Consider the following 14,873-nt stretch of genomic DNA (forward strand, 5'->3'; position numbering starts at 1 on the left):
ACAACAGCCATCCGTTCCCACATCTTCGCGGCGACACCCCTCCTGGCCTTGGCGGGCCGCGTTATCCAACCGTGACAGCCTCCCTTGCGCAGCCCTCTTGACCGCCGTCGATTGTTAGCGCTCACAATGACCTCCGCATTCATCAGTCGTCGACCGACGGCATCCGGGGGAGGTACGAGCGTCATGTCGGCAGTGCCCCAACTTGCCGTTCCGCCCGTCGTCTTGGGGCTTCCCGGAAGCCCCGCGTGAGGCCGGCGGCGCGGCGACGACCGCCCGCATCGAAGGACTTATCCGCGAAGGACCTATCCGCAGACGACCGCCAGGGAGGTGCAGCCGTGACCCAGTTCCAGACCAGTTCCCAGCCCCACTCACAGCTCCGGCCGCCCACCATGGCCGACGTGGCACGCCAGGCCGGCGTGTCCCACCAGACCGTGTCCCGCGTACTGGGCGACCACCCCAACGTGCGGGACGAGACACGGGCCAGGGTGCTGCAGGCCATCGAGGAGATGGGCTACCGCCGCAACTCCTCCGCACGGGCGCTGGCGACCCGGCGCACCCTCACCCTGGGTGTGGTCGCCTCCAACACCACGCTCTACGGACCCGCCAGCACGCTGTTCGCCCTGGAGGAGGCCGCACGCGCCGAGGGGTACCTCGTCTCGACGGTCAGCCTGCGCGAACTGAACGTCGAGACGGTGTCCGAGGCCATGCACCGGCTCAGCGAGGGCGGGGTGGAGGGAGTGATCGCCCTCGCCCCGCAGCGGTCGGCGGTCGAGGCCCTCACCGAACTCCGCCACCCCTTCCCGGTGGTGGCCGTGGGCACCGGCTCCGGCGTGGAGATCCCCAGCGTCAACGTGGACCAGCGGCTGGGCGCGCGGCTCGCCACCGGCCATCTGCTGGCCACCGGCCACCGCACCGTCTGGCATCTCGCCGGGCCCGAGAACTGGCAGGAGGCGGTCGACCGGGCCGACGGCTGGCGTACGACTCTCGAAGCGGCGGGCATCGAACCTCCGGCGCCGCTGCGGGGAGACTGGAGCCCGCTGTCGGGCTATCGTGCCGGCCAGGAACTCGCCGGCTGGGTGGGCCGCGGTCTGACCGCCGTCTTCGTCGCCAACGACCAGATGGCGCTGGGGGTGTTGTGGGCGCTGCGTGAGGCGGGCGTACGCACTCCCCAGGACGTCGCGGTGGTCGGCTTCGACGACATCCCGGAATCGGAGTTCTTCGCTCCGCCGCTCACCACCGTCCGGCAGGACTTCTCGGCGGTCGGCAAGCAGAGCATCGCCCTGCTGCTCGACCTGATCGAGGGCCGGCCCCCGTCCGGGACGTCCCGGGTCGCCATCGAACCCCAACTCCTCGTCCGCGCCAGTACTTTCCCCTACGCCCCTCAGCCGGCGACCGCTCCCGGCTGAGGGGGCACCGACCGGTTCGACGATCATCCCCGCCCCATCAATGCGGCCGATATCTCGAACAATGATCGACAGGTAGGACGTATCGCGACCTGTCGCACCGAGCCCCACGAGTACCAAAAAGAACCACCAGCCCCACCTGCACGACCAGCACCCCCCATGAGCACCACCAGCACCACGAGCACCACGAGTACCAGCGGGCCCATCACCGGGCCGGCGGCTCTTCAAAGGAGAAGACACATGCTCAACAGAAGGAACTTCCTCACCGCGGCGGTCGGCGTGGCGGCTGCGACGGGCCTGGCGGCTGCGCCAAGAAGGACGACGGCGACTCCACCAGCTCCGGCGGCGACGGCAAGATCGTCCTCGGCTTCTCCCAGGTCGGCTCCGAGAGCGGCTGGCGCAGCGCCAACACCGACTCGGTGAAGGCCGCCGCCAAGGAGGCCGGCTACAACCTGAAGTTCTCCGACGCGCAGCAGAAGCAGGAGAACCAGATCTCCGCGATCCGCAACTACATCACCCAGGGCGTGGACGTCATCGCGTTCTCCCCGGTGGTCGTCACCGGCTGGGACGCGGTGCTCAAGGAGGCCAAGGCCAAGAAGATCCCGGTCGTCCTCACCGACCGCAGCGTCGAGACCTCCGACGAATCCCTGTACGTCACCCTGGTCGGCTCCGACTTCACGGACGAGGGCCGCCGCGCAGGCAAGATCCTCGAGAAGGTCCTGGAGAAGGCCGGCCACAAGGGTGCCGTGAAGATCGCCCAGCTGGAGGGCACCACCGGTGCCGCCCCCGCGATCGAGCGCGCCAAGGGCTTCAAGGAGGTCATGGACGCCGACCACGCTTCCGACTGGAAGATCGTCGTCAGCCAGACCGGTGACTTCACCCGCGCCGGCGGCAAGCAGGTCATGGCCGCCTTCCTCACGTCCAACCCGGACATCAACGTCCTCTTCGCGCACAACGACGACATGGCCATCGGCGCCATCCAGTCCATCGAGGCGGCCGGCAAGAAGCCCGGCAAGGACATCCTGATCGTCTCGATCGACGGCGTGAAGGACGGCTTCGTGGCCATGTCCGAGGGCAAGATCAACGCCATCGTCGAGTGCAACCCGCTGCTCGGCCCCCAGCTGATGGAGGTCGTGAAGAAGGTCAAGGACGGCGAGACGGTCGAGCGCTGGATCAAGACCAAGGAGGGCGACTTCATGCAGGACCAGGCCAAGGCCGCCCTGCCCACCCGTAAGTACTGACCCACCGCACCCATCGGCAGGGAGCCCCCCACCCGACCGGACCCTCCGTACGGAGGACGGTCCCGGGGGCTCCCTGCGGGCCTGAACGAAATCGCGGGCCCGACCGAACAACCGTGGGCCTGAACGAGATTAGGAGCGCTGCCATGGCAGAGCCGCGGCCCGTCCTGGAGATGACGGGCATAGTCAAGGAGTTTCCGGGGGTACGGGCTCTGTCGGGTGTCGACTTCCGGCTCTTCCCCGGTGAGATCCACGCCCTGATGGGCGAGAACGGAGCCGGGAAGTCCACCCTCATCAAGGTGCTGACCGGCGTCTACACGCTGGACGGCGGCACGATCACCCTCGACGGGACGACCGTGCGGATCGGCAGCCCGCTCCAGGCGCAGCAGGCCGGCATCAGCACCGTCTACCAGGAGGTGAACCTCTGCCCCAACCTGTCGGTGGCGGAGAACATCTTCATCGGACGTGAACCCACGCGCTTCGGCCGCATCGACTGGAAGCGCATGCGCAAGGACGCGGCGGAGCTGGTCGACCGGCTCGGCCTCGACATCGACGTCACCGCGCCACTGTCCTCGTACCCGCTGGCCGTGCAGCAACTGGTCGCGATCGTACGGTCGGTGGGCACCGGCGACAGCGACGGCGCCGGAGCCGGCACCAAGGTGCTGGTCCTGGACGAGCCGACCTCCAGCCTCGACCGGGACGAGGTCCTCGAACTGTTCCGCCTGATGCGGCAGCTGAGGGACGAGGGCGTGGCGATCCTGTTCGTCTCGCACTTCCTCGACCAGATCTACGAGATCTGCGACCGCATGACCGTCCTGCGCAACGGCACCCTCGTCGGCGAGCACCTGGTCAGCGAGCTCGACCAGGTCGGACTGATCCAGCTCATGATCGGCAAGGCGATGGACCAGCTGGAGGGGCTCCACGAGCACCAGCTGCACGCCGAGGTCGGTGAGCCGCTGCTCGAAGCGGAGGGCCTCGGCCGGACGGGCGGTATCGCCCCCTTCGACCTGGAGATCAAGAAGGGCGAGGTCCTGGGCCTGGCGGGCCTGCTCGGCTCCGGCCGCACCGAACTCGCCCGGCTGCTCTTCGGCGCCGACCAGCCCGACAGCGGCACCCTCACCATCGGCGGCAAGCAGGTCTCCATGAGCGCCCCGAACGACGCCATCGGCGCCGGGGTCGCGTTCTGCTCGGAGAACCGCAAGTCCGAGGGCCTGGTACCCGACCTGACGGTGCGTGAGAACATCATCCTCGCCCTGCAGGCGGCCCGCGGCTGGACCCGGCCCATCCCGGCCGCCCAGCGCGACGAACTCGTCACCAAGTACATCAAGGCACTGGACATCCGCCCCGCCAACCCGGAGGCCCGGGTCGGCCAGCTCAGCGGCGGCAACCAGCAGAAGGTGCTGCTCGCCCGCTGGCTCATCACCCAGCCGAAGCTGCTGATCCTGGACGAACCGACGCGCGGCATCGACGTCGGCGCGAAGGCGGAGATCCAGAAACTCGTGGTCTCGCTCTCCGAGGAAGGCATGTCCGTGCTGTACATCGCGGCCGAACTGGAGGAAGTACTCCGGCTCAGCCACACCATCGGCGTGCTGCGCGACCGCAAGCTGGTCGCCCGGATCGCCAACGGGCCCGAGATCACTCCCACTCGGATCCTGGAGACCATCGCGAGCGGAGAGCACCAGTGACCACCCCTGCGACCCCGACTCCGGCCCCCGCTGCCCGTCTGCGGGCGCTGACCCAGCACAACCTGTTCTGGCCGGTGGCCGTGCTGGTCGTCCTGCTGCTGATCAACGTTCCCTTCACCCCCGGCTTCTTCTCGATCAAGATGACGGACGGCCACCTCTACGGCAGCCTCGTCTCGATCGTGCTGTTCGGCTCGCCGCTCATCCTGGTGGCGGTCGGTATGACCCTGGTCATCGCGACCGGCGGCATCGACCTCTCCGTCGGCGCCGTGGTCGCCATCACCGGCGCCCTGACCTGCTCGTACATCAGCGACCAGGCCGACCAGGACTCCCTGGCCGGAGTCTTCCTGGCCATGGGCATCGGCCTGGTGGCAGCGGTCGTCTGCGGTCTGTGGAACGGCTTCCTGGTGGCCCGGATGGGCATCCAGCCCATCATCGCCACCCTCATCATCATGGTCGCGGGCCGAGGCGTGGCCCAGCTGATCACCGACGGCCAGATCATCACCATCAACAGCGAGCCGTACAAGCTGATCGGCGGCGGCTACTGGCTGACCCTGCCCTTCTCCATCTTCGTGGTCGCGGCGGTCGTGGCCATCACGGTGGCCCTGACCCGCCGCACCGCCCTCGGCCTGCTCGTCGAGTCGGTCGGCGGCAACGCCGAGGCCAGCCGCCTGGTCGGCATCAGGTCCCTGCGCATCAAGATCATGGTGTACGTGTTCTGCGCCCTGTGCGCCGGCATCGCGGGCCTGATGATCAGCTCCAACACCTCGGCTGCGGACGGCAACAACGCCGGTCTGTGGATCGAGCTGGACGCGATCCTCGCCGTCGTCATCGGCGGTACGTCACTCACGGGCGGCCGGTTCTCGATCGGCGGCACGGTGGTGGGCGCCCTCGTCATCCAGACCCTGACCACCACGATCTACACCATCGGTGTACCGACCCAGACCAACCTGGTCTTCAAGGCCGCCGTCGTCATCGTCGTCTGCCTGCTGCAGTCCCCGAAGTTCCGCACCAAGGTCTTCGGCGGGAAGTTCGGCTCCGGGTCCGGCGCGAAGGGCGGCGGCACGTCGGCCGCCACCCCGGCGGACACCGCCCCGACGACCGCGGCAGCCCCGAAGATGGAGGTGTCGTGATGAGCACGACCGCCCAGCCCCCCAAGACCCAGAGCAGCCCCGGGACCTCGTCCTCCTCCACGGCGTCCAGGGCGGCCCAGCTGCTCGGCGACCGGCGACTGCCCGTCGTGGTGACCGCCACGCTCTTCATCGTGATGTACCTGGTGGGCCTCGGCCGTTACCAGAACTACGGTTTCGGCGAAGCGCAGGTCTTCCTCAACCTGTTCATCGACAACGGCTACCTGCTGGTCGCCGCGGTGGGTGCCACCTTCGTCATCCTCTCGGGCGGCATCGACCTCTCCGTGGGCTCGGTGATCGGCTTCACGACCATGCTCACGGCGTGGCTGGTGGAGAAGCAGGGCCTGCCCATCCTGGTGGTCATCCCCATCGCGCTGGGCGTCGGAGCCCTCGGCGGCTTCCTGATGGGCTATGTGATCCACAACTTCGAGATCCAGCCCTTCATCGTGACCCTCGCCGGCCTGTTCCTCTTCCGGGGTCTGTGCCTGGTCATCAGCAAGGAGTCGATCGCCATCGACGACTCCTCGGTGAGCAGCATGGCGCAGGCGCAGGCACAGCTGGGGGTGGGCTTCCTGTCGATCGGCGCGATCGTCGCGCTGGTGGTGCTGGCCATCGCCTTCTACGTCCTGCACTACACGCGCTTCGGCCGCCGTGTGTACGCCATCGGCGGCAACGAGCACTCGGCGATGCTGATGGGCCTCCCGCAGGGCGGCACCAAGATCGCCGTGTACACGGTGAGCGGCTTCTGCTCGGCGCTGGCGGGTCTGCTCTTCACCCTGTACATCCAGTCCGGTGACCCGCTGCACGCGACCGGCATGGAGCTCGACGCGATCGCCGCGGTCGTCATCGGCGGCACACTGCTGACCGGCGGCTCGGGCTACGTCATGGGCACCCTGTTCGGCGTCCTCGTCCTGGGCCTCATCAAGAGCATCATCCAGTTCGAGGGCACGCTCAGCTCCTGGTGGACGAAGATCGCGACGGGCGTGCTGCTCTGCGCGTTCATCCTGATCCAGCGGGCCATGACGGCCCGTAAGAAAACCTGAGCCGCAGGAGAGAACCCCTTCGGCTCCGGAGCGGTCTGTCGCACGTACGCCGTGCGGCAGACCGCTTCGGCGTGTCAGAAGTTGGCACGGAATGATCGGCCTTGACCTCAACCGGGCAAACCCAAAACGCAAGTTCCGCACCGAATATTCACAGCGACCCCTAGGAACGCTCCCCGTACGGAACTTATTCTTCCCGCGTCATGGACTACTGCCAGCAGTGCCAACGGCACCTCAACGGCGCACTCGCCTGCCCGGGGTGCGGCTCATCGATCGCACCTCTCCATACGTACCCGGAGGAGATCGTCGCGCGCCCGGAACCGGACGACTCCGTGGGCGCTGTCGAGGAGGCAGGGCGTCCCGGGCGGGCGGCGGCCCGTAAGGCGGGTCGCGGACGCGGACGGGAGACGGCCTTTGCCGCCCCGGCCGCGGAGGACACCGACGAGTACGAGGCCGGCACCGATGACGACGCCGACGCCGAGGCCGATGACGCCGGACAGACGGCCGGCAGCCGGCGGGACCGCAAGGCCGCCGCGCACCGGCGGCGACGGAAGCGGACGCTGCTCGTCGTCGCGGGGTTCGTGCTCGCGGCGGGCGGGCTGAGCCTCGCCGAGCTGGGTACGGACGCCCCGGGTTCGAACCCGAACGCCGCGGCGGCGGACGGCGAGACGACGGACGGCACGGGGGCGAAGACCGGCGCCACGGAGACGCCCCTGTCCGACGAGCGGTCGGCCTCGGCGGGCGAGGACGCGTCGGACTCGCCGTCCCCGGACGCGTCGGCGTCGCCGTCCGCGTCGGAGAGCTCGGGATCACCGTCACCGTCGGTCTCACCGAGCAGAAGCAAGGACGCCCAGTCGGCGCCCATCGGTACGGCGCCCACGCCGACGAGGGACGAGTCCTCGACCCCGACGGACTCGACGACCCCGTCCACGGACCCGACCGCGGCGGACCCGACGCCGGAACCGTCACCTTCGGAGACGTGCGAGCAGTTCCTCTGGTGGTGCACCTGAGCGGGTGCGGGCCGTGGCGCCGAGCATGACAGAGATGGGGCTCGACGCCACGGCCGCGGACGCCGGGACGGGAAGAACCGGCGCCGCGTCTTGGGGTGCGGGAGCTACTTGCCGGACCTGGCCCTGCGGCCCGTCACCTCGGCGATCCAGGTGATGAAGTCCGCCGCGTCGTCGTTCGCCCCGTGCCCCGAGTCCCAGTACATCGCCGCGTTGACGTCGTCCCCGAGCCCATCGAGGCTCGCGGCGAGGTTGCCCACCACCGACAGCGACGTGTCGCTGTCCTTCGTGCCGACCCGGATCCACCAGTGCTTCGCCCGCCCCGGATTCCGCTTCGCGAGGAAGGGCATCGGGTTCATCAGCGTCAGCTTCTCGGGCAGGTCGGCCGCCAGCCGCGCACTGGTGCTGCCCTCGTGCCGCAGGCTGTAGAGCGTGAAGTGCCGCTTCTCCGTGGTCCCGGCCCCGAACAGGTTGTTCTCCCCGGCGGACAGATCGAACGCGTCGAACGCCGGTGTGTCCTTCTTCCGGGCCCCCACATGCGTCAGGAAGTCGGCCCACGTGAACGTCGCCTTCCCCCCGGTCCACGTGATGAAGGTGTTCGCCGCGAGATACGTCGAACGCGCCGACTCCGAAAGGGACTTGAGGTACTTGGTCGCGGCCGGCTGGAGGTAGGTCTCCAGCAGGTGGTCGTCGAGGTTGCGCGCGGTCAGCGAGCCGAACCCCTTCGCCCGGAGCCTGAGCGACGCCTGGTAGTCCGTGAACGCCGTGCTCAGGTCCTTCGACACCGACTGGTCCACCAGCGAGCCCGAACTCAGCTTGTTGGCGCCCCAGTTCCACTCGTACGCCATGTCGGCGTGCTCGAGATCGGTGATCGGGCACCAGTCACCGCTGGCGAAGATCGCGTCGCTCGCGTCCGCCGCGCCCAGCGCCTTCAGGTACCTGGAGTACAGCGGGCTGTCGCCGGACGCGCCGAGCAGCGCGGACAGGGCGCCGCCGGCACTCGTACCGGAGGACACGATCCGGTCGGTGTTCCCCGGGATACGGCCCTTGTTGAAGCGGACGTACCGCACCGCGGCCTTCAGGTCCACGATCGCGGCGGGCGCCGTGCCGTAGTACGTGCCGGACGAGTCGACCAGCGTACGGCCGCGCGCACCCGGCTCCACCACCACGTACCCCGCCGCGAGCCCCAGCTTGGCGTTGCTCACCATCCCGCCCTGCTGATCCACCTGCGCGTCACCGCCGGACGGGACCTCTCCCGAGGCGGACGCGGACGCCGACGCGGAGGCCGTGGGAGCCCCGCCGCCCGGCGCCCCGCCCATCCCGCCGGCCCCGACCCCCGTGGCGTCCGCCACCGACGACGGCATGTATCCGCCCACCGAGTTGGCGAACAGGATGGGCGCGTCGGTGGCGTCGACCGCCGTACCGTCGATCTCGACGGGAACGCTGACGTTCAGGCTCTGGTACTTCTCGTCGACGGGGTTCGTGACGTACGTGATCGCCTTGTAGAAGTGGTACGTCACCGACCTGTCGCCGGCGTCCGTGGTGATCGTCGTGGTCAGCTCGGTGTACGCGGTCTTGTCGAAGACGAGCGCACCGGACGCGTCCGACGAGGACGACGAGGAGGATGCCGCCGTGGATTCCGTGCCCGCCATGGCCTCGTTGTTCACGAACGTGGCGATCGCCGGGACGGCGACGGCCGCGCCGAGTCCTCCGATTACGGTCCTGCGCTTCACGATGTCTCCTCGGGTCCGTGAGGGGGGTGTGCCTGCGCATGTGAACGTATTTTGATGGCGGCAAAATCGTCAACAATTTCGTTCAACTCATCGCCAACACACAGGTGCCTCTCATGGAACGTGAAGCCGCCCCCGGCCCGTGGCCCCGCCCGTGGCCCCGCCCGAGCCCGCGGTTACGCCTCCAGCATCCGCAGCAACAGCCCCCGCAACAGCTCCCGCTCCTCCTCCGACAGCCCGGCCAGCGGCTCCCGGGCGAAGTCCAGGGAGTCGCGCAGACTCCGCGCGACCCGGCGCCCCTCGTCCGTGCACGCGGCCAGCTTCACCCGGCGGTCCGACGGGTCGGGGCGGCGCTCGACGAGGTCCCGGGACTCCAGGCGGTCGACGATCCCGGTGACGTTCGACGGCTCGCAGCGCAGCTTGCGTGCCAGCTGCCGCATCGGCAGCGGACCCAGTGAGAGCAGGCTCAGCAGGCGTGCCTGTGCCCCGGTGAGGGAGTGCCGGGTGGCCGCCTCCTCGTACTCCTCGTGATAGCGGGCCACGACCGCGCCGATGAGGTCGACGACCTCCAGGCTCAGGGGGTCCATGCGACGGGTCTTCTCCGGTGTGGCCATGCTCTCCAGGCTACCCCTTTACTTGACACCCTGAAATATTCAAGAGCATTATTGTTTCACGTACTGAATCATCTGAGTCGTACATCACGTAGATCAGATAGATACGCAGCCGCACCGGAAGGCTCCTCATGTCCGACACCCCCACCCCCGCCCTTCCCGCAGTCAACCGCGAATGGCACCTGCGCAGCCGTCCCGTCGGCCGACCCGAGGCCGAGGACTTCGCGCTGGTCGAGGCCGAGGTCCCGCAGCCTCGTGAGGGCCAGGTGCTGGTGCGGAACCTGTACGTCTCCGTGGACCCCTACATGCGTGGCCGGATGAGCGACGCCAAGTCGTACGTCGCCCCCTTCGAGCTGGACAAGGTCATGCAGGGCGGGGCCGTCGGCGAGGTCGTCGTCTCCAACGCCGAGGGCATATCGGTCGGCGACCACGTCCTGCACTTCCTCGGCTGGCGCGAGTACGCGGCGGTCAACGCCAAGGACGCCGTCAAGGTCGACCCCGACGCCGCGCCCCTGTCGACGTACCTCGGTGTGCTCGGCATGACCGGCCTCACCGCCTACGCGGGCCTGCTGCGCACCGCCTCCTTCAAGGAGGGTGACGTCGTGTTCGTGTCCGGCGCCGCCGGCGCCGTGGGAGGCCAGGTCGGGCAGATCGCCAAGCTCAAGGGCGCCTCCCGGGTCATCGGCTCCGCCGGGTCCGACGAGAAGGTCAAGCTGCTGGTGGAGGAGTACGGCTTCGACGCCGCCTTCAACTACAAGGACGGGTCGGTCGCCTCACAGCTGCGCGAGGCCGCCCCCGACGGCATCGACGTGTACTTCGACAACGTGGGCGGCGACCACCTGGAGGCGGCCATCGGCTCCCTCAGGCACGCCGGCCGGATCGCCGTCTGCGGCATGATCTCCGTCTACAACAACACGGAGCCCGCCCCCGGCCCCAAGAACCTCGCCCGCCTCATCGCCACCCGCGGCCGTATCGAGGGCCTCCTCGTCAACGACCACTACGACCTCCAGTCGAAGTTCGTCGAGGAGGTCGGCGCCTGGGTCCGCTCCGGCGAGCTCAAGTACCGCGAGACCGTCGTCGAGGGCATCGAGAACAACCTGGAGGCGTTCTTCGGGGTCCTGCGCGGCGACAACACCGGCAAGATGATCGTCAAGCTCTGAGCTTCGACACCTGAGCCGCCGACGACCGGCCGCACCCCTGGACGTGGGGTGCGGCCTTCGTCGCCGGGACCGGTACGCGGGTCAGCCGCGCAGCGCCGCCGTGTGCACGGCCCGCACGAACCGCTCGTTCTCCGGCGCCGATCCGCCCGGGAAGGCGTACCGGCGCCGGGCGTAGCCGTAGGCAAGACCGCTGCGCGGGTCGGCGAAGGCCTGCGAGCCGCCCGCCCCGCTGTGGCCGATCGTGCCCGCGCCCAGGAACGGGTAGGCCACGTCCGCGGTCATCTGGAAACCCAGGCCGAACGACTTGTGCGCCCGGGGGCCTCTGGCAGACCCGGGTAGAAGCCGAAGCTGTAGGGGGCACACCCGCTCCTCGTTGACGTCCTGGAGCGTACAGCCCGTGGCGCGCCGTACGCTCCAGGAGGCCAACGCGCCGATCACGAGGGCGTGTTGACGCCCTCTCCCGCCCGAGGGTGGGAGATTCCGGTCCGCACCGCTTCGCGGTGCCACCGTGGGTTCCTGCTTCACTGGCCCTCGCCGGTCTCCGGGGAGCTCGGTCTTACAGTGGCCTCCACAGGCGTCACTTCCCGCCCGTCCGGCGGTAGATCCGACAACTTCGTCGTCGGATGAGGCGATCTTAGCCATGCCGCTGCGGCCCTCCGGGCCGCAATGGACAGGATGTCCTACGCCTCCACCCTCAAGGATGGAACTCTGGGCAAGCGTTCGATAGTCGAAGGCGCTGCCCGGCCGCCAGAACGGGCGCGCTGGTCCGCGAGGCGTTCGGCGACCAGCTGGTCGCAGGCCAGCTCCTCCAGGGTGAACCCGGCGTCGCTGCCGACCAGCCCGGCCCGGTGCGCCATCAGGTCGCGCAGGGTCAGCGCCGCCTTGCCCTCGGGGGCGAACTCCGGCCAGTAGTAGGTGACTTTGCGGTCCAGCTCCAGGGTGCCCTCCTGGACCAGCAGGGCGACCACGAGATGGGCGGCACCCTTCGTGGACGAGTACACCCCGTAGAGGCTGTCCGGCCCGAAGTCCGGCTCGCCGGCCGGGCCCGCCCACAGGTCGACGACCCGCCGGCCGTGCACGTACGCGCACAACTGGCCCTCGTAGTCGGGCGGTTCACCGGCGACGAAGGCGGCGAACTCCTTCCGCACCGCCTCGAACCCCTCGGCGACCGTGCCCTGGACGGGTCGTCCCACGGCCTCGGTGGTCTCCTGCGTCATTCGCTCTCCTCGCTCGATGTGCTGATCGGCACGCTCAGCAGAGCACGTGCCACCTGCGCGAACTCCCCCTTGGGGTGGTCCCGGAACAGCGGTTCGGTGCCGAACAGCACCGCGTGCGGCCCGCTGACCACCGCCGCCTGTCCCGCCGCCGCCCCCGGCCCTCCGGACCCGTCCGCGAACGGCCGCCAGTGCCCGGAGACAAGAGGGTTCCCGCTCCCGTACGACTGGTCGACCCGCACTCCGGGGCCCAGGTCCGTGAACCAGACGGGCGCGTACACGAACCCGTGGTCCGGCGCCCCGCCGGTGACCGGGCTGCGGCCCGAATTCACCACCCGCACAACGCCGTTGGCGTCCCCGTTGCCCTCGACCGGCTTGACCGCCAGCAGCCCGGCGGCGGAGTTCAGCGCGGCCCCGGAGGCACCCCGGCCGACCAGTCCCCGGGAGCCGAGGAAGGCGTCGAGCGCCTTACGGGCGGCCGGGTTCAGGTCCTCGTACTCCATGTCCTGCGACACGAACAGCACATCCGTCCCGGCCCAGTCGAAACCGGCGTCGAGGACGGCCGTCGACACCGGCGTCACCTCGAAGTTCATCTCACGCAGCGCGAACAGCTCCCCGGGCGTGACGGCCGCCGCGACCCGGGTGCGACGCAGGTCGGAGACTCCGGTCGCCTTCGTCGCCTCGAAGGCCACGTCGTACGTACGGGCCGCCGCCAGCGCCTGCCTACGCGCCGACGCCGGGACGATCGCACTGCCGTCCACCGCCCGCCGTGCCGAAACCCCGTTCCGGAGAAGGGAGTTGAGGGCGGCGATCTCGCGCGGGTCGTCCAGCCGCAGCCGCAGCTTCCCCTGCGGAGCGACGTACCCGACCCGCGTCGCGGCGGTCACCGCCCGCAGCGGCAGGCCCGACAGGCTGCCGCCGCCGACCGGCCGGACGGTCGCGCCCCACAGTCGGCCCAGGCTCCAGCCCGAGATGTCGTACATCACCGACACCTTGTCGCTGATGTCCCGCCCGTCGGCGAGCAGCACGTTGGCGAGCCCGCGCTTCGGCTGGCGCATGTCGACGACGTACGAACCCTTCGCGTACGTCCGTCCGTCGAGCCGGAAGGCGTGGCTCGCGCGGCCGACCCTGATGTCGTTGGCGAGCAGATGGTCGACGAGCCGGGCGGCGGCGGGCGTGGACCGCCGGCCGGAGGCGCCCGCCGGAATGACGTACGCACGGGGGAAGGTGGTCGTGTAGACGTCCTCCGGCCCGATACCCGGAACACCCGGAACGCTCTTGGCCGACACCGGCACCTGCGCGGCCCCCGTGGCACCGCGCCGGAAGACCTCGATCTGGTCGGCGACGAGCGAAGTCCGGTGATCCTGCACGTAGTCGAAGGTCGCGTCGATGGCCGCCCCGGCCACGGCGACGTTGATCGCGCTGCGACGGCGCAACTCGGCGACCGAAAGGGTGTCGTAGGCCCGGTTGTTGACCGTCATCGGGATCTCGACGGTGTGCGCGGCGACCGTGCCGTGGAAGGCCGCGTACTGCGGGGTGAAGATCGGCGGCCAGTCGTCCCAGCCCTCCTGCTGGTCACGGAACGGGATCTGGGCGGGCTCGACACCGTCCTTCGCCGGCGTGTAGCCGAGGTCGTTGACGGCGGCCTCCATCCCCAGGGCGTTGGCGTAGGTGTTCTTGAGGAAGAGGTCGTACTCGTAGTTCTCGCCGTGCGGGGGAGTGGTCGGCTCGATGAGGGTGCCGTTGACGTAGCCGTGCAGGTCGAGCATGACCGTCGGCTGCTTGTCGATCTCGATCTGCCGCATCGCCCGCCCCTCGGGCTGCGAGGAGGTGACGAAGTCCCGGTTCAGATCGAACCCGTTGGCGTTGGCACGGGTGCCGGCGATACGGCCGTCCGGGTTGGCGGTGATGTTGAAGTAGAGCCGGCTGTGCGCGAGCAGCTCCCGGGTCCTGGCGTCGGTCGCGGTCGCGAGCCGCTCGACGATCTTCAGGGAGGCGTCGGTGCCCTCCCACTCGTTGCCGTGGATGTTGTTGTTGACGAAGACGGGCGCCTTGTAACTCCGTTTGATCGTGCGGCTCTTGGCGGCGGCCGCGGGCGCGTTCTCGATCAGCTCGCGCATGTCCTCCTGGGCGCGCGTCTGGGCCGCGCTCTCCGGCGCGGTGACGGTGACGAGGTAGAGCCGGTGCCCTCCCGCCGACCGGCCCGCGACCTCGACGCTCACCCGGTCGCCCAGCCGCTGAAGGGCGTTCAGCTTCGGGGCGATGGCGTGGTACGGGGTCAGGCCCAGCTTGATGGACCTGTCCGCCGGGTTCACCGGGTCGGGGGACAGGGTCTGCTCGCGGGGGTAGCCGCGTCCCTTGTCGCCGAGGCCGGTGACGGGGGCGGTGAGGGCGCGGGCGGCGGCGCTCGCCGGGGCCGTCGCGGCACGCCGGTCGACAGCGGACCGCTCGCCCGGCGCCCCCGGGCCCTCCGCCTCCTCACGGGTGACGGGCTTGCGGTCGGCGGTGGCGGTGTGGGGGGTGAGCAGGAGCGAGCCCGCCGTGGTGACGGCGAGGACGGTGAGCAGAACAGGGCTCGGTGGAACGGGTCTTGTGCGACGCACGCGTACCTTCTCCCATGCTTCCTGTTACGTCCGGTACTTCCTTGCTGCCTGTGCT

General features: G+C 69.5%; 9 protein-coding genes and 2 pseudogenes. 7 read left to right on the plus strand and 4 right to left on the minus strand.

The window, feature by feature from the left end:
• The first annotated feature begins 389 nt into the window (after positions 1 to 389).
• From STRTUCAR8_RS06120 to STRTUCAR8_RS48685, 6 genes and pseudogenes are all read left to right on the plus strand, one after another.
• Positions 390 to 1,406 carry a LacI family DNA-binding transcriptional regulator gene (locus tag STRTUCAR8_RS06120; RefSeq protein ID WP_044471723.1) on the plus strand — a complete coding sequence of 339 codons (1,017 nt, stop codon included), beginning with the start codon at positions 390 to 392 and terminating at the stop codon, positions 1,404 to 1,406.
• Between the two features lie 237 nt (positions 1,407 to 1,643).
• A pseudogene (locus STRTUCAR8_RS06125) lies at positions 1,644 to 2,644 on the plus strand (ABC transporter substrate-binding protein).
• A 143-nt stretch (positions 2,645 to 2,787) separates the two neighbouring features.
• Positions 2,788 to 4,326 carry a sugar ABC transporter ATP-binding protein gene (locus tag STRTUCAR8_RS06130; RefSeq protein WP_006374636.1) on the plus strand — a complete coding sequence of 513 codons (1,539 nt, stop codon included), beginning with the start codon at positions 2,788 to 2,790 and terminating at the stop codon, positions 4,324 to 4,326.
• A complete protein-coding gene (locus STRTUCAR8_RS06135; protein ID WP_006374650.1) occupies positions 4,323 to 5,456 on the plus strand; it encodes an ABC transporter permease in 1,134 nt (377 codons plus the stop codon). The genes STRTUCAR8_RS06130 and STRTUCAR8_RS06135 overlap by 4 nt, the downstream gene beginning before the upstream one ends.
• Entirely contained in the window at positions 5,456 to 6,496 is a 1,041-nt protein-coding gene (yjfF, locus tag STRTUCAR8_RS06140) for a galactofuranose ABC transporter, permease protein YjfF (protein WP_044471716.1), read from the plus strand. The genes STRTUCAR8_RS06135 and yjfF overlap by 1 nt, the downstream gene beginning before the upstream one ends.
• Before the next feature lie 200 nt (positions 6,497 to 6,696).
• Entirely contained in the window at positions 6,697 to 7,503 is an 807-nt protein-coding gene (locus tag STRTUCAR8_RS48685) for an SCO2400 family protein (protein ID WP_006374648.1), read from the plus strand.
• A 104-nt stretch (positions 7,504 to 7,607) separates the two neighbouring features.
• Here STRTUCAR8_RS48685 and STRTUCAR8_RS06150 read toward each other — a convergent pair whose 3' ends face one another.
• Positions 7,608 to 9,233: a subtype B tannase gene (locus tag STRTUCAR8_RS06150; RefSeq protein WP_006374647.1), complete on the minus strand. Its 1,626-nt coding sequence runs from the start codon at positions 9,231 to 9,233 to the stop codon at positions 7,608 to 7,610.
• A 173-nt stretch (positions 9,234 to 9,406) separates the two neighbouring features.
• The gene (locus tag STRTUCAR8_RS06155) at positions 9,407 to 9,844 is read right to left on the minus strand and encodes a MarR family winged helix-turn-helix transcriptional regulator (RefSeq protein WP_006374645.1); all 438 of its coding nucleotides are present in this window, start codon (positions 9,842 to 9,844) and stop codon (positions 9,407 to 9,409) included.
• 128 nt (positions 9,845 to 9,972) lie between these two features.
• On the opposite strand from STRTUCAR8_RS06155, the gene STRTUCAR8_RS06160 reads away from it, so the two are divergent.
• Positions 9,973 to 11,001, plus strand: a complete 1,029-nt coding sequence (locus STRTUCAR8_RS06160; RefSeq protein WP_006374614.1) for an NADP-dependent oxidoreductase — start codon at positions 9,973 to 9,975, stop codon at positions 10,999 to 11,001.
• An 81-nt stretch (positions 11,002 to 11,082) separates the two neighbouring features.
• Here STRTUCAR8_RS06160 and STRTUCAR8_RS55580 read toward each other — a convergent pair.
• Both STRTUCAR8_RS55580 and STRTUCAR8_RS06170 read right to left on the minus strand, forming a co-directional pair.
• A pseudogene (locus tag STRTUCAR8_RS55580) lies at positions 11,083 to 12,218 on the minus strand (serine hydrolase domain-containing protein).
• The gene (locus STRTUCAR8_RS06170) at positions 12,215 to 14,818 is read right to left on the minus strand and encodes a M14 family zinc carboxypeptidase (RefSeq protein ID WP_006374622.1); all 2,604 of its coding nucleotides are present in this window, start codon (positions 14,816 to 14,818) and stop codon (positions 12,215 to 12,217) included. The pseudogene STRTUCAR8_RS55580 and the gene STRTUCAR8_RS06170 overlap by 4 nt, the downstream one beginning before the upstream one ends.
• Between the last annotated feature and the right edge of the window lie 55 nt (positions 14,819 to 14,873).

The sequence above is a fragment of the Streptomyces turgidiscabies Car8 genome, from assembly GCF_000331005.1.
Taxonomy (GTDB): Bacteria; Actinomycetota; Actinomycetes; order Streptomycetales; family Streptomycetaceae; genus Streptomyces; species Streptomyces turgidiscabies.